The following is a 23,678-nucleotide window of genomic DNA, read 5'->3' on the forward strand; positions in this document are numbered from 1 at the left end:
CCAGCGCCATGCGAAGCACATACCAGCAGGAAGCGCCGGGCGGCCGACGCGCAGCCACGCGTGAGCCCACGCGGCTCGCGCGGCAGCGGGCGAGCCGCGTGCTCCAGCGGCGAGCGCGCTCGCAGGCGAGGGTGCCCGCCTGCGATGAGGCAACTTGGCCGGGCGTGGCAAATGATCCCACCTCGATCGGCTCACACTCCGACCGACGCGCGCGCGACGGAGCTTGCTCCCGGCACACGCCTTGCGTGAGTTGCATTACCCATGTCGCTCATGGCGGTGCTGTTCGGCCGGCGGCTGGCCTCGGACGAAGAGGAGAAGGAACAGATCGGCCCGCTCTCCGGCATCCCGGTCCTGGGCCTCGACGCGCTCGCTTCCGCGTCGTACGGCCCCGAGGCCGCGCTCACCGTGCTCCTCCCCCTCGGCGCGCTCGGCGTCCACTACATCGTGCCGCTCAGCGCCTTGGTCATCGGGCTGCTCGCGATCGTCTACGTCTCGTACCGCCAGACGATCACGGCGTACCCGAGCGGCGGCGGCTCGTACATCGTCGCGAAGGAGAACCTCGGCACGCGCGCTGGCCTCGTCGCGGCGGCGGCGCTGCTCTTCGACTACGTGCTCAACGTCGCGGTCGCCATCTCCGCGGGGGTGGGCGCGCTGGTCTCCGTGGTGCCCGCGCTCCTGCCGCACACCCTGGGCCTCTGCCTCGCTGTCCTCACCTTCCTCACCGCGGCCAACTCAACGCGACCGGCGCCACGGCCACGGCCGCCACGCTCGTCGTCATCATCATCTCGAAGTTCACCGAGGGGGCGTGGATCTCGACCCTGCTCGTGCTCGGGGCCTTTCTCATCTACCTGCTGCACAACCACACGGCATCGTGTCCTCAAATGGCTCCTTCTCTTCCGGGGCGGGAAGGGCATCGTGATCGTCAACACGCCTTTTTATCTGCCCGATGCACAGGAGGCCGCCTGATCGTCGTGCGCGGCCACGCCGGCCCGAGACCGCCCGGCCGACGCGGCAGCGCCGCGTCCCGGAAGCGCGCCGCGGGTGGCCGTCGAGCGTAGGGCCAGGCGCAGCGGAGCCGGCCCGGGGCCTCACCACCACGAGCGCTGGCGGGCGAGCGAGACGATCGCGGCAGAGAGCTTGTGCGGGTCGTGGCGAATCAGCTTGCCGCCGAACAGCAGGTCGGCAGGGACGAGGAGGTCGGAGGCGAGCGGTTTGTCCGGCGAGGTCACGACCGGCTCAGAGCCGGCGGAGGCGTAGTCCTCTAGGCCTTCGGAGGGCCAGATATCGTTGACCAGCACCGCGTCGAGCCGGGCCTCGCCGAGGTACATGGCGATGGTCCCCACGAAGTCCTCGACCGTGTAGCCGGGGGTCTCGTTGGGCTTCGTCATGAGGTTGCACACGAACATCGCGCGGGCGCGGCTCGCCGCGATGGCCTCGCGCACGCCCTTGACCAGGAGGTTCGGCACGAGGCTCGTGTAAAGATCTCCCGGCCCGAGGATGATGAGATCGGCTTCCGCGATCGCGTCGAGCGCCGCTGGATACGCCTGGGCCTCGGGATCCAGATAGACCGAGAGCACCGGCGCATCGAGCATGTCGGCGAGGTTGTCAATCGACGCTTCGCCCCGGATGGTCCGGTCGTTCTCGAGGTGCATCACGAGATCGACGTGATCCATCGTGACCGGGAGGACGCGGTTCTTGACGGAGAAGATCTCGTGCAGGCGCTCGACCGTGAGGGGGAGCGAGCCGGTGATCTCCTGCACCGCGGTGAATATCAGGTTGCGCAGGGTGTGCCCGCCGAGGCTCCCCGAGCGGAAGCGGTGGCCGAGCAGCTCCTTCAGCGCTTCCGGGTGCTCGGACAGGGCGACGAGGCAACGCGTGAAGTCGCCCGGCGGCAGGAGGCCGTACTCGTCCCGGAGCCTCCCGGAGCTCCCGCCCGAGTCCATCATGGTCACGATCGCGGTGATGCGGACGCTCAGGTCACGCAGGCCGGTGAGGAGCGTGTAATGGCCCGTCCCCCCTCCCACGGTCACGATCTTCGGCGTCGCCATGGGGGAGCAGGCTACCATGCGGACGAGCGGGGCCGATACCGACCGTCAGGCCGCCGAGATCGCGACGCGCGGCTGCGGCGCGCACTTCGCGAGGCGGCGCGACGCGACGGCGTGGTACGTGGGCGCGATCTCGGCGCTGTAGCAGCGCCTCCCTGCGGTGAAGGCCGCCACCGCGACCGAGCAGAGCCCCCCGAATGGCTCCCAGACGACATCGCCTGGATCGGACGATGCGCGGATGATGCGATCGAGCAGCTTGAGGGGCTTCTGGTTGCCGTGGACCGACCGGGTGTCCTCCTTGAAGCGTTCGGGGCCGCGGACCGCCGGCTCGTTCCAGACGTTGGTCACGCCGACCTCGCAATGGAATTTGGCTCTCAGGGTGGCCCACTCCTCGCCCGTCAACGGCCGCTTGCCATCGACCGAGAAGTAGGGTCGCCCCTCGGGGCGGCCGTGCGCGTTCGCGAAGGCGGCGATCTGCTCGAACGCCGAGGCCGGGGGGTAATACCAGAGATGGCAGCGGGTGAAGTATTTCCTCGTGGCCGCGTTCTTCACGCCGCACGCCTCGTTCGTCTGGCGCAGGGGGAGGCCTGAGCGCTCCCATTCATGCCGCAGCCAGGTCTTGAGGGGCAGCCGCACGCCGGCGCTCTCCAGGAGCACCTTGCGCACGTACTGCACGCACACCTCACTCACCACGGGGAACTTGCGCAGCGTCCGGGTGTTCGCGTTGCCCGCGATGTGGGCGATTCCCTTGTCCCAGACGTGGCAGGTCCGGTACTCCCAACCGTGCTGCTCGAGCAGCGGGTGCACCGTCGCCCACCCGATCTCCGTCGCCCAGAACCAGAGGGTGGCGGACGGCAAGGCGCGCTCCGACCAGACGGCGACGTGCGGCGCGTACCACGCGGCGAGCCCGTCGTGCGTCGGGGGATCGCCGGGAAAACCGGAGACGCCATAAGCACCGTCGGAGACAATCACGGTGGGTCTCGGCCAGGAGGCGTAGTGCTCCAGCGCGTCGCCGAGCGTCAGGGTGGGGTGGAGGGTGGTCGATGCGCGCTTCACGGGGGACACGTGGCCATCCAATCGAACTGCACGGATCTGTCAACAAAACGGCAGAGCTCGGCCCCGGCGAGCCGTCTGGACCCGCGCGCCACGCGGCGCGGACGGGGCGCGCTTCGCCAGCGCCTCGGGCCCTCGCCGAGCGCGAGCCCCGAGCGTCCGGGATCGGCCGATCCGTACGACATCGCCGCCCTCTCGTCGGCGTCGCGCGCAACGTCGGTCGGTGTCGGGCGCAACGTCGGTCGGCGTCGGGCGGGTCGGCGTCGGGCGCGGCGTCGGGCGCGACGGCCGCGCCCTCTCCGTACCGGCCGTGAGCCCTGCGCCAGCGCCGCGCCGCCCATGCGGTGGGCATCGGCGCGCGGATCTACGAAAACGTGCACGGAGGTCGCCCCGAGGAGACAGCCTGTGGAAATGAGGGGAACACCATCCGCGCAGGATCGCGCACGGCCCGTGTGCCGCCTTCGTGCCGGCGATTGAAGAGCTCGTTCGTTCGGCGTATGTTCGGTGGCTTGGTGCGCAACTTCGCTTTGCCGGCGCTCCGCGGCGATGCCCGCGATGAGGCCGACACCGGTGTGACCAGCCTACGCGGGGCCATCGATTCCACACGGGAGGAAATCATGAATGCATTGAAGCGCATGAGCTCGAGAGCCGCTGTTCGCGCGCTCCCGGCCGTCGTTCTGGCCGGGGTGAGCCTGCTCGCGCCGCGCCCGGCAGAGGGCCAGACGGCCGGAGAACCGGGCCATCTCTACTGGGCCGACACACTCGTGACCCACATCGCACCGTTAAACAACGAATATGGAAGCGGAACGACCTATGTTTATTGGGCGGGCGTCGGAGGAGCCACGGATTACCGGAGCCGCAGCCTGTGCGCGTCGTTCGTCACGAACATCCTCAAGCAGGCCTATCAGCTGTCCGTCTACGACATCAACACATGGTTCGGCAGCACGAGCCCGAACGCCGCGCTGTACCACGACAGGATCATCGAGGAGGTCGGCTTCGAGCAGATCGTGACGGTGAGCGAGATCGAGGCCGGCGATATCGTCGCGATCGAGTATCCGGCGGGGAGCACGGCGAGCGGGCACGTCGCCATCGCGGCAGGCGCTGCGGTGCCACGCGTGGCGACCTATCCGTTCGTCACGGGGACAATACAGTACTCGCTCCTCGTCGTCGACTCGAGCACCACGGGCCACGGGACAACCGACACCCGGCGCAACGCGGACGGCTCCTGGCACGCGGGTGTTGGCAGGGGTGTCATGCGCCTCTATGCCAACAGCAACGGGACGATCGTGGGACACGCCTGGAGCACGCAATCGGGATCGACCTACTATGGGACGCAGTTGCGCGATATCGTCGTCGGCCGGATCACGGAGCCGTATATCGAGCTTCCCCTACCGTTGTAGCGACGCGCACGGACCGCCCACGCTTCCTCGACCACCAGGCCGGCTCACGCAATCCCGGCGCCCTTGACGTGTAGTTTCACACGAAAACCAGGTACGCGATCATGCACGCGAACGGAGGGCGTCTGCCGCTTACTCGCCCTCATCGCGCAGCCCAGGCGGCGTGTCGGCATTTCGTTCGTTCCTTTTACGACACGAGCGGATCATCGTTCACGGCCACGCCGTGGAATACGCGCATCCACCACGTTTCTACCGGAAACACGACGCTGCGCAGCCCTGCACGCCATCGTTGAAGCGCCTCGCGGTACGCTGCGCGAAATGCCCGGACAGCGGCAACCGCGGTCCTTCGTGCGTCTGCATGTCCTCTCCCCACCGCAAACGTTGGATTGAGGCCGCGGGGCGCCTCGAAGCTCGTCGCGCGAGCGTCGGGCGACACCGCGCATGCGCGCTCGGGGCCGAGGAAACCACGGCCAGTTCGACGAATCGCGGCGTGCGCCTCGGCTTCCTTCCGCTCCAGCTCCGCCGCCACCTCGCGCCGGAAGGCGTCCGCGTCATCATCCGCCACAGATGGCGGAAGCGAGATCGCAATGGCGGCGTCGTCGGGCCATGCGGGATTGCTCGGAGCAAAGTAGACGTCAGGACGCCTCGCCCGCAGCTCGCCGCGGCCGATTTCGTTGACGAGCACCTTCGCTCCCGGCCATTCCTTCGCACGTCGCACCAACCCCGCCTCCACCGGGTTCGCCAGTGAATATGAAATCTTTTCGACCACGGCCGTCCGCGTCAAGAGGCGAACAACGCTGGTCGCTTCGTGGCCCCAGACCGGCCCCTCCCAGGTTCGGAGCACCTTGGTCCCCAGCGCCACGAGGCGATGAAACAGCTGCAGGAATCGCGGAAGCACGCCTTCGACGTCAGTGACGACGATGTGCAGGTGCGTGGACATGGCACACAACGCATGCAGGCGAACGCCGTAGCGCCCGGCCGAGACCGCGAGTGCATAGGTGATCAGCTGAGCGTGGATTTCGCGCCCACGGGGCACCAGTGGTGCCGACGGCGACGCGCGAGCGGCGTTCCGCCGACGAATGCGACGCCAATTACAACTGCGCGTTCCCAACGCGTCGCGAAGGCACACGCCCCCCTTACCCCCCGCAATGACTTTGGCTGGTTCCAAGCTCAATTGAGCTGGCGAGCGAGCTGCGAGCGCTCTGGCACGTGCAGGGTCGTGCCCCGACCCGACCGGGCCAACCTTCCCGGGACGAGGATCAGCGCGCGGCGCAGCCACGGCGTTCGCCAGCTCGCGAGGTGCGGAACATGGTCGAGCACATACCGGCGCATCAGGTTGGCGGTCAGGAGCTTCAGCAGCAGCGCGGCATGATTGGCGTTGAAGCTGTGGCTCGGCACGCGGCCGCAGCCCCACCCATGCTTGAGATCGCCGATGAGCGGCTCGATGCCCGCGCGCAGGTCATACCGCGCCGCGACGTCTTCCGGCGCTTCGACCGGCTCGTTGGTCAGGAAGACCTGCACCGTGTAGTCGAGGTCCTCCCAGAGGTAGATCTGCTTGCCATTGTACCGATCGCGTGTTCGTACGGCGATCACGCGGACGCCATCCGGCCAACCGCTGCGCCGGAAGGGGACCTCGGCGACCTGTCGTCGAGGACGACCATCGGCATCCCAGTCGATGGTACGCCATCCGGTGGCGTAGGCGACCATGCCCACCAGATCGGGGCTCATCCGCGCCTTGGTCAGGAAAAAGCATCCCTTCGCGGCGACGGCGTGCATCAAGGCGCTGCAATCCCCCGCTCCGTCGATCCGCACGTAGATGGCCGCGCTCGGCGCTGCGGCGCGCGCCCGGTCGATGCACTGCTCGACGAAAGGCACATCGGCTTCGCCGAAGCTCGTGTCACCCGGTCGCAGCTTGGCTCCGACGACGGCGTCGGCCTCGGCGATGCGCGCCAGGATCGGATGATAGCTCGGCCGGCCGTGGTATCGCGGGTTCGGGCCTGGAAGCGCCCCCTCCTGCATCCCGAAGAGCGGCTCCACGGTCGTGTCGACGTCGAGGTGCACGAATCGGTGCTTTCGCCGCGCAATGAGGGCGAGCCCGTGGTCGACGACCATGCCGTGCAGCGCTTCAACCGCCTCCTCATCGAAGCGGCACAGGTCCCGGTAGACGGTGTCGATGCTCGGGACGACCCCGCCGGCGAGGCGTACGAAGAGCGGATCGACGGCGAGCGCCTCGATGCCGAAGACGCGCTCCTCGCCGGCGAGCGCGCTGTCCATGAGCAGGCGCATCTGCGCGGCCATCGGGTAGATCACCGAGCGGCCCGTCTTCAGCCGGGAGAACCTGCGCCTCAAGGCCGCGTCGACGCCGAGCTGCCGGATGAAAGCGCCGAACGGGGCAAGCCCTGCGACGCCGGTCAGGTTCTTCTCCGTCGGTTCGACGTGGATTCTGCATGGGTCTGGCCGCCGGATTCGCTCCTGGTGCCGCCCGTCGCCTTTCCTCTTGAACCCGAGTTCGCGCCGGCGCACCTTGCAGGTGCTCGGCGTGTGCCTTCGTTTGGTCATAGCAACCCGGACGGGTCGCCACGCCGAGCCTTTCTTTCAAGGCGTTCCGTTTACGGCGTCGAATTTCTCACGCCTCGGACCGGCATCGTAGGCGCGAAATCCACGCTGAGTAATCGCGGCGTCCGGTCGGAAGAGGAGGTGTCGCCGCAACGCACGTCGCGTGAGGAGATAGGTGGCGCCTGCAACGATAGCGCGAGGCTGGCTCATGGCTGTCAACTATGCCAAACGCGTGCCGGGGCTTGTAGCCAATGATTTCGCACACTTGAATCTTCGAGATCCTGGCGGCTCCTGTTTTCCGCTGGCGCCCGCCATGGCCTATGCCTGGGACCGCCTCGTAGACAACACGTATCGGGTCTCACCACCAAGGCAACGTCGGTCAGACAGGCGGGCCGGCAGACCGGCAACGTCGGTCAGGTCGATAGTCAACGGCAACGTCGGTCAGCCCCGCAGTCAGCCCGGCACGGGCCCAACAGGGGCCTCCGTTTCCGGTGGCACGGGCCCAACAGGGGCCTCCGTTTCCGGTTGACATCTGGCACGGCGCATGGATCAAACACATTGCGCGCGTTCATGGTTGTCGACCTCGTGCGATGCTCTCGCCCGCCATGCTGCTGGAGAACTCCCATGCACCGACCCCTCCTCGCCCAAGGCCTCGTGCTGTCGCTCTCGCCGTTCGGGTGCTCTACTAGCCCGGAAATTCCTGAAGCGTACGGCATGGCGGTCATGACCGTGAACGGGGAGAGCTTGGTGCTTGACACGGGGGATAGCGGCAAGCTGCCTGTCGCCGGATTCGACGACAGCTGGGACGTTGACTGCTCCCGCCTCAATGGCGAAACCAATCTGGAGCTGGTGGATCACTCGAAGGACAGGAGGGGCTTCTACTACCTCGATCTCCATCTGCTCGGCAGCGAGCGCAAGGGCGGCGACGCTGCTGTCGTGAACATGCGAATGTACGTCGACGATGCGCTTTTCTATGGCTCTTGCCGCGCGACGCTCCGGACATCGTCCGAGGACTCGCACGAATGCAAGTTCTCTTTCGCTGACTGTGGCCTGAACTTGCTCGGCGCTGCCCAGGACGTTGTCCCAGCGCGCCTCGAGTTCGCGTCATTCCACTTGAAATGGTGCTTCGTCCCGTGAGCGGGCGGAGCGCGATATGTCCAAGGACGGCTCCTCCGCGGCGCGTCGTGGCGCGGAGGACCGACGCCGCTCCACAGGGCGTCCCGACAGCGCGCGAGGCGCTCGCGCCGGGCACGGCGTGCCGCAATGGGGCTTGAAGGAGCGCCCCGAAGCAGCGCTGGCCGGCGCGTCGGCCCGCAGGTACACCTCGATCCATGGTCGATGCGTCTCCCCGGCGGAGGTTCAGCGCCGCGTTCGTTCGGTGGTCTCGCCGCGTCCGGAGGCGGCTCGCGCTCGATCTGGTCCTCACCGGCGCCGCCGCTGGGATGATGCTCGGCGCGGTAGGCGCGGCGGTCGCCTGGCACATGCGGCAAGGCGCGCTGCGCCCCTGGATGGCCGCGGGCGGCCTGCTCGGCGCCGTGGCTGGCGCAGCGGTGGCGCGCCGGCGCCGGTGGAATGACCCGAACGTCGCGTTGTTTCTCGACGGCAAGCTCGGCTCCGCCGAGTCGGTCTCCACGGCCGTTGAGCTCGCAGCAGCGGAGGACGCGGTGGACGGCGCGCCCGGTGCCAGCGCATCCGCGGCCCGTGAGGTGGTGTTCGCCCATGCGACCGCGGCCCTCGATGCCGCAACCGCCCGGCAGGTCCGCACGCCCCTGTGGCGACGCTGGCATGCCGGAGCGCCCCTCGCGGCAGCGGCCATTGGCTATCTCAGCTGGCTTCCCCTGCCACCAGCGCCCGCGGCAGCAGCCCCCCCACCCGGGGCCGAGCAGGTACGCCTCGCCGAGATCACCGGCCTCGGGCGGGTGGTCCAGCTTTCCGAGATCGACGCTCGGGACGCAGAGCAACACGATCGGCTGAAAAAGCTATCGGACGACGCGAAGAGGCTCCGCGAAAAGCTGAAGAGCGGCGTCGAGCGCCGCGAAGCGCAGGCCGAGCTCGGCAGACTCCGCGACGCGATCACGGCCGAGCGGCTATCGCTCGGCGAGGGCGAGCAGCGTCATGGGATGGAGTCAGCGCTCGGCAAGCTCGGAGAAGACCCTCAGCTGAAGCGGGCTGCGAAGGCGCTCGGCGATCGCGACCTCGTGGCGTTCGACGAGGAGATGGCGCGGCTCGCGAACAAGCTCGAACGGGACGATCGCGAACGGGCCAGAAAGGTGCTCGAGGAGGCCGCCGAGGCCGCCAAGAGGGCCGGCGCCCCCGGCGTGGCGAAGGCGCTCGAGGAACAGCGCGAGCTGCTGGATCAGCGCGGCAAGCAGGCCGACGCGTTGAGGGAGCTGGCGGAGGCGCTCGGCGACGGGCTCGACGACGAGGGGCGCGACGCGCTCCGCGAGCTCGCCCGGACCGGCAGCGATCGCGACGCGCGGCGGCTTGCTGGCAGCCTCGAGAAGGCGCTTGAAAACTTGAGCCCCGAGGAGCGCAAGCGGCTCGCCGACCGCTTGAAGCAGCGGATGGCGCAGTCCCCCGAGAGCGCGCTCGGAGAGCCCATGTCAAAGGAGCAGATGCGCGAGCTCGCACGGCAGCTCGAGACGCTGGACGGACAGCAGCAGCTCGAGGAACAGCTGCGCCAGATGGCCCAGGAGGGGAGCCCGAGCAGCGAGGAGTCGAAGCGCCAACGAGCGCTCGACGATGCGCAGCGCGGGGCGGGCGAGGCCGAGGGGCAGCTCGGGGGGACGCCGCTCCCGATGCCGATCGCAGGTGGGTCAGGCCAACCCGGGTCAGGCCAACCCGGGACAGGCCAACCCGGGTTGGGCAGCCAGGAGCGCGGACAGCAGGGCTCGTCAGGGGGCGGGGCCGGCAAGCAGGGGTCGGCGCAGCCAGTTCACTCGGAGGGTGGCGGCTCGGGCAGCCACGAAGGGCAGACCGGCGCGATCGCCGGGGGTGAGCTGCGCTCACGCGCCAGCGCGAGGCTCAACCCGGGTAGGCCGATGCCGGGGATCGTGACGGGCCGAGCAGCCGGGCGCGCCGGAGACACCGCCAACGTTCGCGGCGAGAGCGCGCTCGGTGTCGTGGGTCCCCAGGAGGTCGGCGGTGTCGAGCGCAGCGATGTCCCCGAGGAGTACCGCGAGCAGGTAGGCCGTTACTTCCAGCCGCGCTGAGCCCGGGGACGAGACGTGGAGCGCGCAGCGCCCACCGGCCTAGAAGCTCGCGCCCAGCAGCAGGCCGTTCGCCTCCGCGCTCACGAAGGGCGCGGCATACACCCGGGGGAGCCCGGCCTTCGTGACCGGCGTGCGGCTCGACGTGGAGAACGCGTACAAGGCCGTCCCCGCGAGCACCACGCCGCCGCCGAGGAAGCTCCAGAACGAGACGTTGGCGAGCGTGGTCTGGGCGTCGCGCAGGTCGGTGCGCCTCGCGCTGCCGAACGGCTCCGTCGCTGCGGATTCGCCCTTTGCCGTGGAGAGGATCGCGAAGGTCACGCCCGACGCGAGCCCGAGCAGCCCGACGGCCCCGCCCGCCACCACCAGCGGAATGTTCGGGCCCGAATCGAGGCTGAGGGCGATGCTCTGGTCCGAGCCCCTCGCCACGAGCAGCGACGTCGATGTCCTGGCGCCAGCGCGGCGTGCCTCGATCCTGCGCTTGCCGGGATCGACGAACACCTGGGCGTCGAGGGGCGAATGCCCGACGACCTTGCCGTCGACGAGCACCTCGGCATCGTCGACGTTCACGCTGATGCGAAGCGCGCCGACCTGCGACCTGGCGACGGCGAGGCGCTTCTGCAGGAAGCTCTTCTTCTCGGCCTTCTCGCCGAGCGGAAAGGTATTGAGCGCGTACAGGAGGTGCTCGGCCGCCTCGCGGGGCTGGTTCACCTCCAGCTCGACGTTCCCGAGGTTGCCGGCCACGTCAAAGCTCTGCTGGAGATCCCACGCCGCCTGATAACGCGCCTCGGCCTCGGCGAATCGCGCTTCATCGTAGAACCTGTTCCCCTCCCGGTAGAGCTGCGCGGCGCGCTCACCCGCGCGCGACGTCGCAGGCGGGGCGTCGGTCGGTGAGTTCGGCATCAGCCGAGCCTCGCCGGTCGCGCTCGCGACGCTCGGCCCCAGAAGAACCGCCGCGCACGGGAGGAGTAGAGACAGGTATTTCAAGAATGGCTTTCGCATGATGGCTGGCGGGAGGAATGCAATCCGGAGAAGCGACGCCTCAGGGGAATGGACGCGGGGGAGCGGTCGTCCCCGGGGGCGTTGTGGGCGACGCGGAGGGCGCGGACGGCGGGACCGAGGGTGGGATCGGAGGGCTCACAGCGGAGTCGTAGAAGTCGTCCGCCGCCGTCGAAGGCTTGACCGGGCGCCTCACCTGCACAGCAGGGCGCGGTGATGACGGACGGGCGGCGACCGTGGCCGCGGAGTGAGCGGGCGGCGAGCTCGGCTCCGCCGTGGGCGACGCCGTCGGAACCTCGGGTGCGGCGGGAACGGGTCGCTCTGCGGTGGGCGGCGGCTCGATCGCCACCGGGGGCGGAGGTTCGGGCTGCGCGCTCGGGGTGGGCGTCGCGAGGCCAGCGGGATCCGGCGTGGGAGCGCGGCGGCCCTCGGCCAGCGCCGGATCCTGCTCGCTCGTCGGATTGGCGGCGCGCCACAGCACCCAGAAGCCTGCGACCGTCGCGCTCCCCAGAAACACGAGCAACGCGAAGAGCGCCAGCGGGGCCCGGCGGCGACGCGCCGCGAGCACCGCCGCGGCGGCCGCTGCGGTCACCGCGGTGTCATCGGACCGCGCCGCGGTCGGCTGCAGCCCCGCTCGAGGCGCGCCGGCCGCTGGCGAGGGAGCGGCCGCTGCGATCGGCCGCTGCTTCCGGGACGACTGCCCGCGCGAGCCGGACGACTCGTCTTCAGGCGGCGGCCAGACGCCGCTGCCCACACCGACGCGGGCCGTGCGGACGCCACCGGGACGCGCGCCGCCCTGCCCATCGGGAGCACCGGTCGGGGGGCCCGGCAACCCCTGCACAGGGATCCTGCGCATCGTCGGCCGGTTCCGTTCGTCGACGCCCTTCAACAGCGACGGCGCTACCTGGATCTTCTGCTGATCGATCGCCTGGTGCTCTCGGTTCGGGGGCAGCGTGACCGGAGGAACATACACCTGCTTGTCGCTCGGTCCCGCCTCGCGATCCTGGCGGCGCCGCGGCCTGGGCTCGCCCCACTGCACCATCCGCTCCGCGGGCGGCGCTGCGGGGCCGGTGTTGCCTTCTTCAGGTCTGCGGCGCGGCTCCTGCGTAAGCGCTCGCTGTTGCGCCGGTGAGGGGTGCTCTTGCGATGCAAAATTCGGCGTGTCGTACCCGCGCGGCGGCTGCTGCGGCAGCGTCGGTTGCTGCGGCGCAGCGTCGCCCGCAGCGCCCTGAGCCGCCGGCTGCCCTGGCGAGCTCTTGTTCGCGTTCCTGTTGGTCATGCCTGCCCCTCTCGCCACGCGCAAAAGGCGCGCTGCTGCCCCACGTGAGCAGCAGCGCATCGAGCCCCCGGTACAAGACGCCGCGCTGTCATGGGCGCGCTCCCGAGGTGATCTGCCTCGACCGCTGCACCGCAGACGGCGTGGCGGGTGCCGCGGCAGCGCTCCGACGAGCCCGGGGGCAGCGGAGGCCAGCGTCGAACATGCGCTGGTCCGCGCACGGTACCTCGGAGCTCGCTCGGGGACAGGGCCACGGCATGGACCCGAAGATACTCCACCCGGCCGCCACCACCACGCACCCAAGCGTCACCACCCCTCCCGGAGCGATGCCAAGGTCGCTCCATGGCAGGGCGCGGGCATCGGGAGCCGCCGTGGTCACGTCCGTGACGGCGGCGGCTCCCGATGCTCGAAGGCGCCGGTATCGCGGACCATGAGGTCGCGCGAGGCGCTGCTCCGCGGGTCGACGGCGCGCAAAGTTGACCCTGGCCACCTTTTTGCCTCCTCAGCGAACCACACGCGTGTTGTCCAGTACTGCGCTGCCATACTTCCCGCGTGCCACGACATCGATTTTTTGCACCCATCCAGCATCCACGGTCCGCACCCAGGTTGAGCTCCCGAGCTGCCTTCTGGCCCACACCCAGGTTGAGCTGCCTTGCCTTGCCTTGCCTTGCCTCGGGCTCGCACCCAGGTTGAGCTGCCTTGCCTCGTGGCCCGCACCCAGGTTGACCTCCACCGCGCCTAGGTTGACCCTTCCGGAGGTTGACCCCTCCGACCCAGGTTGCCCTCTCAGCGCCGGAGCTCCCATTCCGCAGCCCGCATCGTAGCGGGTTCGTCACACCGGGTGACGTTCCTGGCATCCGCGGCGACGACGCCGTACCCGCCGTCAGCCCACGACGCTCACCAGCAGCGCCAGGGTAAAGCCGAAGAGCACCACGCTCACCACCAGCAATCCCATGGCCGCCCAGCTGGCCTGAGCGCGCGCGGGCCGTCGCGCGCGCCGCGATCTGCTTCTGTGCGCCTCCGAGGCCCGCTGCAGCCCAGACCCTGGGGCGGGCCGCGCTGCCATGTACGGCGCCGTGAGGCCGAACGCCTTCACGGTCGCGCTCAACGTCGGTGGGAGCACCGGCGCCCGGACCGGCGGCAACGTCAGCGGCGCCGTGCGCTGCCAGTACGACCCGGACGGCATGACCGACCCACCATCCACCCCTCCCGAAAGCCCCGCGGCGATGCGCGACAGCTCCGCCGCGAACGCCACTGCGTCCGGAAAACGGAGCTCCGGGCTCTTCTCCAGCGCCCTCATGATCGCGCGGTCGAGCTCCGGCGGCACCGGTCGTGGCGCGTGGCTCGACGGCGGCGCGGGGATCTCGCTCGCATGGGCGCGCACGAGCTCGTGGACGCGCCTCACATGCTCGAACGGATCGCGACCGGCGACCAGCGTGTAGAGCACCACGCCGGCCGCATACACGTCGGTGCGCGCATCGACGGCGAGCCCGCACGCCTGCTCGGGCGAGAGATAGCGCGGCGTACCGACGAGAACCCCCTCCTCCGTCTGATAGAGCGACGGCGCCGGCGCGCTCCCATCGCCGCGCGGAGCGACCACCTTGGCGATCCCGAAGTCGAGCACCTTCACCACGCGCCGCCCCTGCGCATCCGCGTCGCACACGAAGAGGTTCTCGAGCTTCACGTCGCGGTGAACGATGCCCGCGCCGTGCGCCGCGGCGAGGCCCGCCAGCGTCTGCGTCACGAGATCGAGCGCCTCCATCGCCGGCAGCGCGCCGCGCGCCGCGAGCTCCTCGCGCATCGTCCGGCCGTAGAGCCGCTCCATGACGAGGAACGTCCTCCCCTCGGCGGTCCGCCCGAAATCGCTGACGGTCACCAGGTTCGGGTGGGCGAGCCGCGCCAGGGACTGCGCCTCGACGCGCATCCGCTCCACGAGCCGCGGCTCGCGGTTCAGGTCGCGGTGCAAGAGCTTCACCACCACCGGCTTGTCGAGGCCCACGTGCGCCGCCTCGATCACCTCGCCCATTCCCCCTCGCCCGAGCCGGCGTACGGGCCGGTACGGCGTTCCATCCAGCAAGGTATCGCTCAGCTCAGGCGCCGCGCATCGGCAGTCTTCGTGCGAAGGCAAGGCCATCCTCTGCGGGCCGAGGTGGTGCCGCCGTCGTCACACGACGCGAGGAATCGAGATCCCCTCTCGCTCCCGGACCTCGAGCGCGCGAGCGCTCTTCTCACACGCTCGCCACGGGACGCCCAAGATTTCGACAGATCCGCGCGCAGCGCATCCTGTTGCATTCCCCGGACGCGCTCCAAATTTCCACGCAAAGAGACGTGCACGTACGATTTCGGAGCGCGCCGCGATCACGCCCCGTGATCAGGCGGCGGTGCCCGCGGCGCTCCCTGGCTCCGCGTGCTCCGGCGTGGCCGCGTGCAGCGGCGCTGCCTGCTCCGCCGCGAGCGCCGCCTCGTCTTCCCGGGCGAGGAGCGCGTCCGTCTCGGCGAAGGCCGCCTCGCGTTGCGCGACCACGGCAGCGCAGCGGGCGCGGGCCGCGGAGAGCAGGCCGAGCCCGACGGCGACCCAGCCAGCTGCGGCCGTGTACCCGGCGGCGATGACAGACCCCGCGTCGCCCTGATCGGCCTTGGAGAGCATCACGAACGCATAGAACGGCGACGGGGCCGCGACGAGGAGAGCGCTCTCGCTCGTGTCGAGCTCCGCGACGAGGCCGGCGATGGCGGCGACGATCCACGGGCCGACCGCGATCGTGAAGAGCAGCGTCAGGAGCAGCGCCCGCGTGACCAGGGGCGAGGCGATCCGCGCGCGAAGGAACGCGCCGAGCCCGACGAGGAACACGTAGACGGCGAGCGCGTAGACGGCGACGTGCTGCACCTGCTGCGCCTGGATCTCCGGCGTCGCGACGGGCGCGCCGAGGCTCAGCCGGTGCCCGGCGACCCAGAGCGCGACGATGGCGGGGACCCCTACCGCGAGCAGGAGGTACGCCGAGCGCATCACGCCGGGGCCGAAGAAGCGACGCAGCCGGCTGGCGCGGCTCCGAGCCCAGTGAACCTCGATGCGGCGCGATGGGCCGATCGGCTCTCCGGCAAAGAGGAACACGCAGAAGATCAGAAACGAGAGCGCCGCGCACACGCCCGCGACGATCGCGGGCAGGCGATCGGAGGGGTCCACCGAGAACGCCGGCACCGCGACGGCGGCGGTCGTCACGGGCGCGCAGACCGCGAACCACGTCTTCAGCCCGGAGGAGCGATCGTCGCTCTCGCTCGTGAGGTTCGCGACGGTCACCTGGTACAGGAACCACGCGGGCATGCCGACCGCCGCGATCGGAAGGAGGATCAGGAAGAGCACGTAATCGAGCCCGAGCGGCGCGCGCTGGTAGGCGATCGGGAGCCAGATGGGCGGCCCCTCGGGGACCTCCGGCCAGGCCAGGTGGGCCGCGTACGAGAGCCCCGAGCCGCCCGCCGAGAACAGGCCGATCGACAGCGGGAACGCGAGCAGCAGCGTGACGAGGATCGCCGCGCGCAGGCTCCCCATCTTCGAGCTGATCGCCAGGCCGAAGGCCACGCTGAGCAGCGCGATCAAGAAGAGGAACAGGAAGGCGATCACCACCTCCATCGCGGTGATCCCGCCGAACAGGAACGGCAGCGCCCCGACCGGCGCGAGCATCACCACGTACATCGAGATCGCCGTGTACGCGGCGAGGAACTTGCCTCGCGCGATCTCGCCGGGCGGGATGCCCGTCAGGAGCACCGCCTCCCAGGTGCGCCCCTCGCGCTCCGAAGCGATGCTGTTCGCGGCGACCGCCGGCCCGACCAGCGCCACCACGAAGTACGCGAGCGAGAAGAAGACCTGGAACAGGATCACGCCCGTCTTCGCAGGCGCGATTTCCTTCGCCGCGATGCCGCCGATGGTCGCCACGAGCAGCGCCATCAGCACGGCCAGCACCAGCAGGATGATCGGCGTGCGGGCGAGGCGCGCCGCCTGCTTGAGCTCGCGGATCCAGATCGGGTTCGGCTCGCGCAGGAGGTGTCCCACGCGCCCCACGCGATGCCGCGCCCGATCGACGAGCCGCTGCGACGCCGGACCGGCGGGCGGCAATGTGCCAGTCTGCACGCTCACTGCACCTCTCCTTGCGTGACCTCCAGGAAGATCCTCTCGAGCTCATTGCGCTCCGGCTCGACGCCGACCACGCCGACGCCGCTGCGCACGAGGTGCTGCACGATCTCGGCGATCTTCACGTCGGTGCCCACGTAACCGACGTGCACGGCTCCGGCGACGATGTCGACGTCGGTGATCCCCGGCCCGCCCCTGACCAGGAAGGCCGCTGCCTCGGGATCGCCGAGGACCCGCACCTTGACCTTGCGCCGGGAGATCTGCGAGAGCGCCGGATAGGCCGCCTGCCCCGCGCTCGCCGGCGCAGCGGCGTGCGGCGGGTGCGGGCCGTATCCGGGCGGCGGACCGCCGGCCTGCGCGCGATCGACGGCGGCCGGATCCACCGGCGCGCCGTCGGCCGTGGCCGCCTCGGGTCCGTGCCGCGGCGGCGCGTGCCCGTGCGCCTGCGCCCCGTACGCGCCCGGCGCGGCGCCATGGCGCGGCGGCGCGTGCCCGTGCGCCTGCGCCGCGCGCACCGCCTCGAGGCGCGCGGCGATCTCCCCGATCGGCCCGGCGACGACGAGGCGGCCCTTCTCGAGGATGCCGATCGACGTGCACACGTCGGAGAGCTCCGTGAGGATGTGCGACGAGAGGAAGATCGTCTTCCCCAGGCTCCGCAGCTCGAGCAAGAGATCGCGGATCTCGATGCGCGCGCGCGGATCGAGATCGCTCGCCGGCTCATCCAGGATAAGGACCTTCGGATCGTGCAGCAGGATCCTCCCGAGCTGGAGGCGCTGCTTCATCCCCTTCGACATCGTGGCGACGATCCGGTCCTGGATCTTGCCGAGGTCGGTCAGCTCCAGGACGGCGTCGACCACGTCGAGCGACGGAACCCGGAAGGCGTCCGCGAAGAACTCGAGGTACTCGCGCACCGTGATCCTGTCGTAGACGCCGGCGTGATCCGGCATGTACCCGATGCTGCGGCGGACAGCCGCGGGGTCGATCGTCACGTCGACGCCGTCGATCTCGACCCGCCCTGCCATGGGCTCGAGCAAGGTCGCCATGACCCGGATCGTCGTCGTCTTGCCCGCGCCGTTCGGCCCGATGAAGCCGAAGATCTCGCCGGGGCCCACGTCGAAGGTGACGTCCTTCAGCACGTCGAGCGCGCCGAAGCGGTGCGAGAGGTGCCGGACGCGGATCGTCGGCCGAGGCCGCTCGATCTGCGCCGCGGCCGTGGAGGGCGGAGCGCCGCCGAACGCCGCGCTCACGGCCGGCCTCCGTAGCCCACGACCCGCACGAGCACGCGGTCGCTGTCGATCCGCAACCCGGAGTCGCTCGCGCGCCCCTCGCCGCCGTCGAGCTGGCCGAACAGCACGGGCACGCCGGCCGGGAACCAGTCGACCGATCCACCGGCCGCCTCCTCGATGGCCAGCCACGCGGCGCCGAGCCCCGGGGCGTCCGGCTCGAGGAGCGGAGTCAGCAACCTCCCGCCGAGGTCGTGGACGTCCATGCCGCCGACCCGTCGCCCGAAGCCCGCGTGCGAGAGCCAGCCCTGCCCCTCGCTCCGCGCCGCGAGATCGACCCCCGCGCGCGACGAGACCCTCTCCCCGTCGCCGATGCGGGCGAAGTAGCGGGCCGCGCCCTCCGGTAGCCACAGGACGCCGGCCCGGAGGTCGCGGCCGCTCCGGTTGCTCACGACGACGTCGCCGCTCGGATCGGCGACGATCGCGATGCCGTCGCCGAGCGACGCGGCCCCGTCCTCACGCACGATCACCGTCTGCCAGGGGAGCGCCGCGACCTTCGTCAGCCGGGCCCCGTCGCGATCCACGAGCAACCGGTCGCGCCGCTCCGAGAGCTCGGCGACAACCGCCGTGCTGATCACGCCGCTCGCGTCGGTCGTGCGGACCGTGAGCTCCTCCGCGCTGGCGACGAAGAAGCCCCGGAACCGGCGCACCGCCCCCTTCGTCATGCCGGCCCCCGCCTCGATGAGCGTGAGGTGGCGCGCCCGGCCGCGCACCCCCTTCGCGAGCAGGCCCACGCCGACGATCACCGCGAACGTGACCGCCGCAGCCACCGGCAGGTACCAGAGCGCGCGGAGCGGCCTCCCCTGCCGCGCGGCGCGCGAGAAATTGATCGGACCGGCGAGCACCGCGTAAATGCAGAGCAGCAGCGCGGAGACCCCGATCGCCCAGCGGGAGCTCTCGTTCGGATCGAGCTCCCGCCGCACCGGATCGAGGTCGACGCCCATCGCATCCTCCCCCGGGCGGAAGGCCACGGTGGAGCGACGGTCGTAGGCTCGGCGAGCGAGATCGGCCACCCGGATCTTCACCCACGGGTCGCTGGCCGCGGGCGCGCGCGTGGGGTCGAACGCGAGCAGGTGCACCTCGCCGAGGCCGTAGAACGCCGAGCTGCCATACGCGCTCCCGCGCAGGTTGCCGCCCGACCAGCCGCAGAGCGACTCGGCCACCGCGGGGGCCGCGCTCGGCGCGGGCAGGAGCACGTTGCCCTGCTTGCCAAAGCCGCCGGAGCCGCCGGGCGGCGCGATCTCCGCGAGGGTGGGCGGCGCGATGGCCGCCCTCGCGACCTCACCGCCGACGAACGCCGCGAGCGTCGGGTGCCGCAGATCCTCGGGGCGGGCGACGGACAGCGCCAGCGTGCCGCCGGAGAGGACGAAGCCCGCGAGCGCCTCGAGCTCGGAGCCGCTCAGCCTGGACAGCGTGTCGGTGCGCATGAGCACGGCGTCCGCCGCGTTGTAAAGGGCCGCCCGGTCGGGCAGCAGCGGGTCGCCGGTCGCGCTGTCGAAGCGAGGCTGCCCGACCCAGAGGACAGGGCTCGGCGTCCCCCCGGGCGCGCGGCTGGTCGATATGTACAGCGGCGCGATCGGCGCGTCGTGGAGGCCCCCGCGGAGCAGCGACCTCTCGCTGACGTCGAAGAGCACCACCGCGTGTTGCGAGGTCGACGAGAGCCCCTGCGACGACACCTGCGCTCCGCCCTCATCGAGCGCCCGCACCTGCACGTCGCCGAAAGGGGATACATGCACCGGAACGCGCACGTCGACGGACGCGCCCGCCCCGACGGCGTAGGGCGCCGACGCGACGAAGACGCGGTCATCGGAGTAGCGCTTCGACTCGACCTCGACCTCGCCCCTGGCCGCCCGGCCGCCGTTGTTCTGGATGCGCACGACGACCTGGTTCCAGCCCCAGGGCACCCCGCCGCTCGTCCCGAGCACGGGCGCCACGTCGACGGCGAGCGCCGTCGCGGTCGACAGCGGCGGCGCCTGCCCGGACGCGGGCCCCGCCGAGAAGAGCGCCGCGAGCGACGCCGCCCCCGCAAGGCCCTTCGCGCCTCTCCTCGGCGACCCGCCCCGGATCGCCTGCCCCCGCGGCTCCTCCACGCGCCTCATCGGCGGATCGCCTGCGCCACGGGCTCGGGCCGCGCCTCGATCGCGGAGAGGAGCGCCGTGATCACCTGATCCGTCGTGATCCCCTCCGCCTCGCCCTCGAAGGACCGGATCATCCGGTGGCGGAGCACCGGCTTCGCGACCCGCTGCACGTCGGCGAAGGCGACGTGCGCCCTCCCCTGGAGCAGCGCCACGGCCTTCGCGGCCAGCACCAGCGACTGCGCGCCGCGCACGCCGGCGCCGAACCGGAGCGACCTCCGCACGATCTCGGGCGCCCCCTCGGCGGCCGGATCGCTCGCGCGGGTGAGCCGCGACGCGTACCGCATGACGGGCTCGGCGACCGCGATGTCGCGGCAGAGCGACCGCAGCGAGAGCACGTCGTCGCGGGTGAGCACCCGCGGCGGCGGCCCGCGATCGTGGCCCGTGGTCCGGGCGATGATCTCGGTCATTTCATCCTCGGTCGGGCTCGGCACGAGCACCTTGAGCAGGAACCGATCGAGCTGCGCCTCCGGCAGCGGGTAAGTCCCTTCCATCTCGATCGGGTTCTCGGTGGCCAGCACGAAGAACGGCTCCTCCATCGCGTACCGCGTGCCCGCGATGGTGCACGCGTGCTCCTGCATGGCCTCGAGCAGCGCGCTCTGCGTCTTCGGCGTCGCCCGGTTGATCTCGTCCGCCAGGATCACCTGCCCGAAGATCGGCCCCTTGTGCAGCGAGAAGTGGCGCGAGCCGTCCGCCGCCGCGACGAGCACGTTCGTGCCGGTCACGTCGCTCGGCATGAGATCCGGGGTGAACTGGATGCGCGAGAACGCGAGATCGAGGCAGCCGGCGATGGTCCTGACGAGGAGCGTCTTGCCCAGCCCGGGCGCCCCCTCGAGGAGGACGTGCCCTCCCGCGAGGATCCCCCAGAGCGTCTGCTCGATGACGTCGTCCTGCCCGACCACGGCCTGCCCGATCGCCTCTCGCAGCCGCGCGCTCGTTCGCTGGGCGAGCTCGATCCTCGCCTCGAAGGACGCAGGGGCCGTGCCCTGCCCGCCGTCAATACTTGCGCCTGATTCCGCCGCCATCTGGTCGCCCTCGGCCGACGACGATAGCCGGCCGCGCCCCGCGCGTCGATCGGAGCTCGCCATGCTATGTCTTGCGAATGAGGATGCTTATGTTGACCTGTCGCCGTGGGCTCGCCTCGCTCTGCCTTGCCGCGCGCAGCGGCGCTGCGCTCACCGTGGCGCTGTCGCTCGGCGCGAGCGCCTGTGCCTCGGTCGTCGGCGAGCATGAGGTGGAGACCAAGTTCCTCGTGAAGCCCACCTCGCAGTCGACCTTCTCCGGATGGAGCGAGCTCTCCGTCTCGGAGGACCCGAACTCCGTCGACAGGGCCGAGCTCATGTACATCCGGCTGGAAGCACGCGACGACAACGTGCCTGACCTCACCTTCCTCAAGAGCGTCTCCGCCTCGGCCGTCGTCGACGGCAAGTCGACCGTCGTCGCCAAGAAGGCGCCGATGCCTGCCGGGGAGCGCATCGTCCCGCTCGATCGGGTCTATCACGACGACATCCGGCACTTCTTCTACAAGGACGACGAGAGCGGCGATTACACGGTGCACGTCGACTGGGAAGGCAAGGTCGATCTGACGAAGACGATCCCGCCCGAAGGGGTGTGGATGAAGGTCCTCGTCGCCGTCCGCATCGAGTGATCGCGCCGCTCGCGGCGCTCCTCATCACTCCCTACCTCTCGCGGCGCTTCCCCTGCGCCCGTCCCGCTCGGCTCCTCAGCCATCCAAGCTTCCATCTCGTCGCTCGGTCCAACGGACGAACCGAGAGCACACAGCGCGCGAGAGCGAGGCCGGAGGAGCGGAGTTCATCCGCCGGAGCCGCGCTCGTCGGCGTGCGCCGTGCGCTCCGCACCCCGGCGCGGGCAAGGAGGTCGATCCGTCATGGCCGAGATCCAGGAGAGCTCTGTTCTGTTCTCGCTCAAGCAGCTCATGAGCCTCGAGAAGCAGCGGCTGCTCGAGGAGGAGGAGACCGCGCGACAGCGCGCGCTCGCAGAGCAAGAGGCGCGGCGCGCCCTCGAGCGGCGCGCTCGGGCGGAGGAGGCGGCGCGCATCCGGGCCGAGGAGGAGCGGACCCGCCGCGAGGAGGAGCAGGCGCGCGAGGAGGCCGCGCGGCTCGAGGGGATCCGGGCCGCGGCCGTCGAGAAGGCCCGCGTCGAGGCGGAGCAGCGCGCGCGCATCGAGGCCATGGAGAGGCAGCAGGAGCACGAGCGCAGGCTCGTCGCCCTCGCGGGAGACGCCCAGAAGCGGCGGCTCAAGCAGCTCGTCACGGGGGGGAGCGCGCTCTTCGTCGTGGTGCTCGCCGCGACGCTCGGCGTCTTCTTCGGCAAGCTCAGGCCGGAGGCCGAGCAGACGCTGGCCGAGCAGACGGCCGCGCGCGCCGCCCACGAGCAGCGGCTCGCGACGCTCCAGAGCGATCTGGCGTCGAGCGAGAGGAAGATCGGCGAGCTGACGCTCGCGTACCAGACGGTGCGGAGCCAGGCCGAGAAGGCGGAGCTCGAGCGCAAGCTCCTCGCGGCGAGGCGCGACCGGGAGGCCCTCCAGGTCAAGGCAGCGAGGCCGGCGGCGCCGCAGGCGCCCAGGAAGACGGAGTGCTTCTGCAGGGAAGGCGACCCGATGTGCGGCTGCCTTCCCTAGCGGTTCAGCGGGGCACGGCCGCGCGGGCGCAGCCGACGAGCTCCTTGAAGAGCGGCGAGGTGACGTACCGCTCCCCGCCGTCGGGAAGGATCACCACGATCCTCTTTCCCTGCATCTCGTCGCGCGCCGCGATCGACAGCGCCGCCGCCATCGCCGCGCCGCCGGAGATGCCGACGAGGATGCCCTCGGTCTTGGCGAGCCGGCGCGCGGCTTCGAAGGACTCGTCCTCGGACACGGGCACCACCTCGTCGATGAGCTCGCGCCGGAGGATCTTCGGGACGAAGCCCGCGCCGATGCCCTGGATCAGGTGCGCGCCCACGCGGCCGCCGCTCAGCACGGCCGCGTTTTTGGGCTCGACCGCGATCATCTTCACGCCCGGCTTCTTCTGCTTGAGCACCTCGCCCACGCCGGTGATCGTCCCGCCGGTCCCCACGCCGGCGACCACGACGTCGACCGTCCCGTCCGTGTCCTCCCAGATCTCGCGCGCGGTCGTCACGCGGTGCGCGGCGGGGTTCGCCGGGTTCTCGAACTGCTGGAGCATCACCGCGCCGGGCGTCTCTTCCACGATCTGGCGCGCCCGCGCGACGGCCTGCACCATGAGCGATCCGGGCGTCAGCAGCACCTCGACCCCGAAGGCCCGGAGCAGCGCGATCCGCTCGGGGCTCATCGACTCGGGCATCGTGAGGATCAGCCGGTAGCCCTTGGCCGCGGCGATCATCGCCAGCGCGAGGCCCGTGTTGCCGCTCGTCGGCTCGACGAGGACGCTCCCGGTCTTCAGCTTGCCCTGCCGCTCGGCGTCCTCGACCATCGCGAGGCCGATGCGATCCTTGACGCTGCCGCCGGGGTTCCGGCTCTCGACCTTGCCGATCAGCTCGGCGCGCAGACCCTTGCCCGCAGAGCTCAGGCGGACGAGGGGGGTGCGCCCGATCGTCGCCGCGATGTCGTCGAAGATTGAAGCCAC

The 23,678-nt window shown here is 70.7% G+C and carries 17 protein-coding genes and 1 pseudogene; 6 read left to right on the plus strand and 12 right to left on the minus strand.

Going from position 1 to position 23,678, the window contains the following annotated elements; all coding sequences use genetic code 11:
• Positions 1-261 precede the first annotated feature (261 nt).
• Positions 262-732, plus strand: a pseudogene (locus WMF45_RS40345) (APC family permease); the annotation flags it as partial.
• Between the two features lie 356 nt (positions 733-1,088).
• On the opposite strand, the gene WMF45_RS40350 reads toward WMF45_RS40345, so the two are convergent.
• Entirely contained in the window at positions 1,089-2,048 is a 960-nt protein-coding gene (locus tag WMF45_RS40350) for a gluconeogenesis factor YvcK family protein (RefSeq protein WP_437711381.1), read from the minus strand.
• Positions 2,049-2,093: 45 nt separating this feature from the next.
• Complete coding sequence (locus WMF45_RS40355) at positions 2,094-2,852, minus strand: DNA methyltransferase (RefSeq protein WP_437719629.1); 759 nt, start codon at positions 2,850-2,852, stop codon at positions 2,094-2,096.
• A 743-nt stretch (positions 2,853-3,595) separates the two neighbouring features.
• Between WMF45_RS40355 and WMF45_RS40360 the strand changes: the two genes are divergently transcribed.
• Complete coding sequence (locus tag WMF45_RS40360) at positions 3,596-4,498, plus strand: hypothetical protein (RefSeq protein ID WP_437711383.1); 903 nt, start codon at positions 3,596-3,598, stop codon at positions 4,496-4,498.
• A 184-nt stretch (positions 4,499-4,682) separates the two neighbouring features.
• Here WMF45_RS40360 and WMF45_RS40365 read toward each other — a convergent pair whose 3' ends face one another.
• Both WMF45_RS40365 and WMF45_RS40370 read right to left on the minus strand, forming a co-directional pair.
• Positions 4,683-5,435, minus strand: coding sequence for a transposase (locus WMF45_RS40365; protein ID WP_437711385.1), 753 nt, complete (start codon positions 5,433-5,435; stop codon positions 4,683-4,685).
• A gap of 230 nt (positions 5,436-5,665) precedes the next feature.
• Positions 5,666-7,054, minus strand: coding sequence for an IS1380 family transposase (locus WMF45_RS40370; protein WP_437711387.1), 1,389 nt, complete (start codon positions 7,052-7,054; stop codon positions 5,666-5,668).
• 621 nt (positions 7,055-7,675) lie between these two features.
• Between WMF45_RS40370 and WMF45_RS40375 the strand changes: the two genes are divergently transcribed.
• Both WMF45_RS40375 and WMF45_RS40380 read left to right on the plus strand, forming a co-directional pair.
• Positions 7,676-8,188, plus strand: coding sequence for a hypothetical protein (locus WMF45_RS40375; RefSeq protein WP_437711389.1), 513 nt, complete (start codon positions 7,676-7,678; stop codon positions 8,186-8,188).
• A 194-nt stretch (positions 8,189-8,382) separates the two neighbouring features.
• A complete protein-coding gene (locus tag WMF45_RS40380) occupies positions 8,383-10,263 on the plus strand; it encodes a hypothetical protein (RefSeq protein WP_437711391.1) in 1,881 nt (626 codons plus the stop codon).
• A gap of 39 nt (positions 10,264-10,302) precedes the next feature.
• On the opposite strand, the gene WMF45_RS40385 is transcribed toward WMF45_RS40380, so the two are convergent.
• From WMF45_RS40385 to WMF45_RS40415, 7 genes are all read right to left on the minus strand, one after another.
• Positions 10,303-11,163 carry a hypothetical protein gene (locus WMF45_RS40385; protein ID WP_437711392.1) on the minus strand — a complete coding sequence of 287 codons (861 nt, stop codon included), beginning with the start codon at positions 11,161-11,163 and terminating at the stop codon, positions 10,303-10,305.
• A gap of 139 nt (positions 11,164-11,302) precedes the next feature.
• Positions 11,303-12,538, minus strand: coding sequence for a hypothetical protein (locus tag WMF45_RS40390; RefSeq protein ID WP_437711394.1), 1,236 nt, complete (start codon positions 12,536-12,538; stop codon positions 11,303-11,305).
• A gap of 880 nt (positions 12,539-13,418) precedes the next feature.
• Complete coding sequence (locus WMF45_RS40395) at positions 13,419-14,612, minus strand: serine/threonine-protein kinase (protein ID WP_437711396.1); 1,194 nt, start codon at positions 14,610-14,612, stop codon at positions 13,419-13,421.
• Between the two features lie 294 nt (positions 14,613-14,906).
• Positions 14,907-16,664: an ABC transporter permease gene (locus WMF45_RS40400; protein WP_437711398.1), complete on the minus strand. Its 1,758-nt coding sequence runs from the start codon at positions 16,662-16,664 to the stop codon at positions 14,907-14,909.
• Complete coding sequence (locus WMF45_RS40405; RefSeq protein ID WP_437711399.1) at positions 16,661-17,905, minus strand: ABC transporter ATP-binding protein; 1,245 nt, start codon at positions 17,903-17,905, stop codon at positions 16,661-16,663. The genes WMF45_RS40400 and WMF45_RS40405 overlap by 4 nt, the downstream gene beginning before the upstream one ends.
• Entirely contained in the window at positions 17,902-20,040 is a 2,139-nt protein-coding gene (locus WMF45_RS40410) for a hypothetical protein (RefSeq protein WP_437711401.1), read from the minus strand. The genes WMF45_RS40405 and WMF45_RS40410 overlap by 4 nt, the downstream gene beginning before the upstream one ends.
• Entirely contained in the window at positions 20,037-21,101 is a 1,065-nt protein-coding gene (locus tag WMF45_RS40415; protein WP_437711403.1) for an AAA family ATPase, read from the minus strand. Before WMF45_RS40415 ends, WMF45_RS40410 begins: the two co-directional genes overlap by 4 nt.
• 89 nt (positions 21,102-21,190) lie before the next feature.
• Here WMF45_RS40415 and WMF45_RS40420 point away from each other — a divergent pair, with 89 nt between their 5' ends.
• Both WMF45_RS40420 and WMF45_RS40425 read left to right on the plus strand, forming a co-directional pair.
• Entirely contained in the window at positions 21,191-21,724 is a 534-nt protein-coding gene (locus tag WMF45_RS40420) for a hypothetical protein (protein ID WP_437711405.1), read from the plus strand.
• A 240-nt stretch (positions 21,725-21,964) separates the two neighbouring features.
• Positions 21,965-22,717 carry a hypothetical protein gene (locus WMF45_RS40425; protein WP_437711407.1) on the plus strand — a complete coding sequence of 251 codons (753 nt, stop codon included), beginning with the start codon at positions 21,965-21,967 and terminating at the stop codon, positions 22,715-22,717.
• Between the two features lie 4 nt (positions 22,718-22,721).
• On the opposite strand, the gene cysK is transcribed toward WMF45_RS40425, so the two are convergent.
• Entirely contained in the window at positions 22,722-23,678 is a 957-nt protein-coding gene (gene cysK, locus WMF45_RS40430; protein ID WP_437711409.1) for a cysteine synthase A, read from the minus strand.

This window comes from Sorangium sp. So ce448 (genome assembly GCF_051520915.1).
Taxonomy (GTDB): Bacteria; Myxococcota_A; Polyangia; order Polyangiales; family Polyangiaceae; genus Sorangium; species Sorangium cellulosum_B.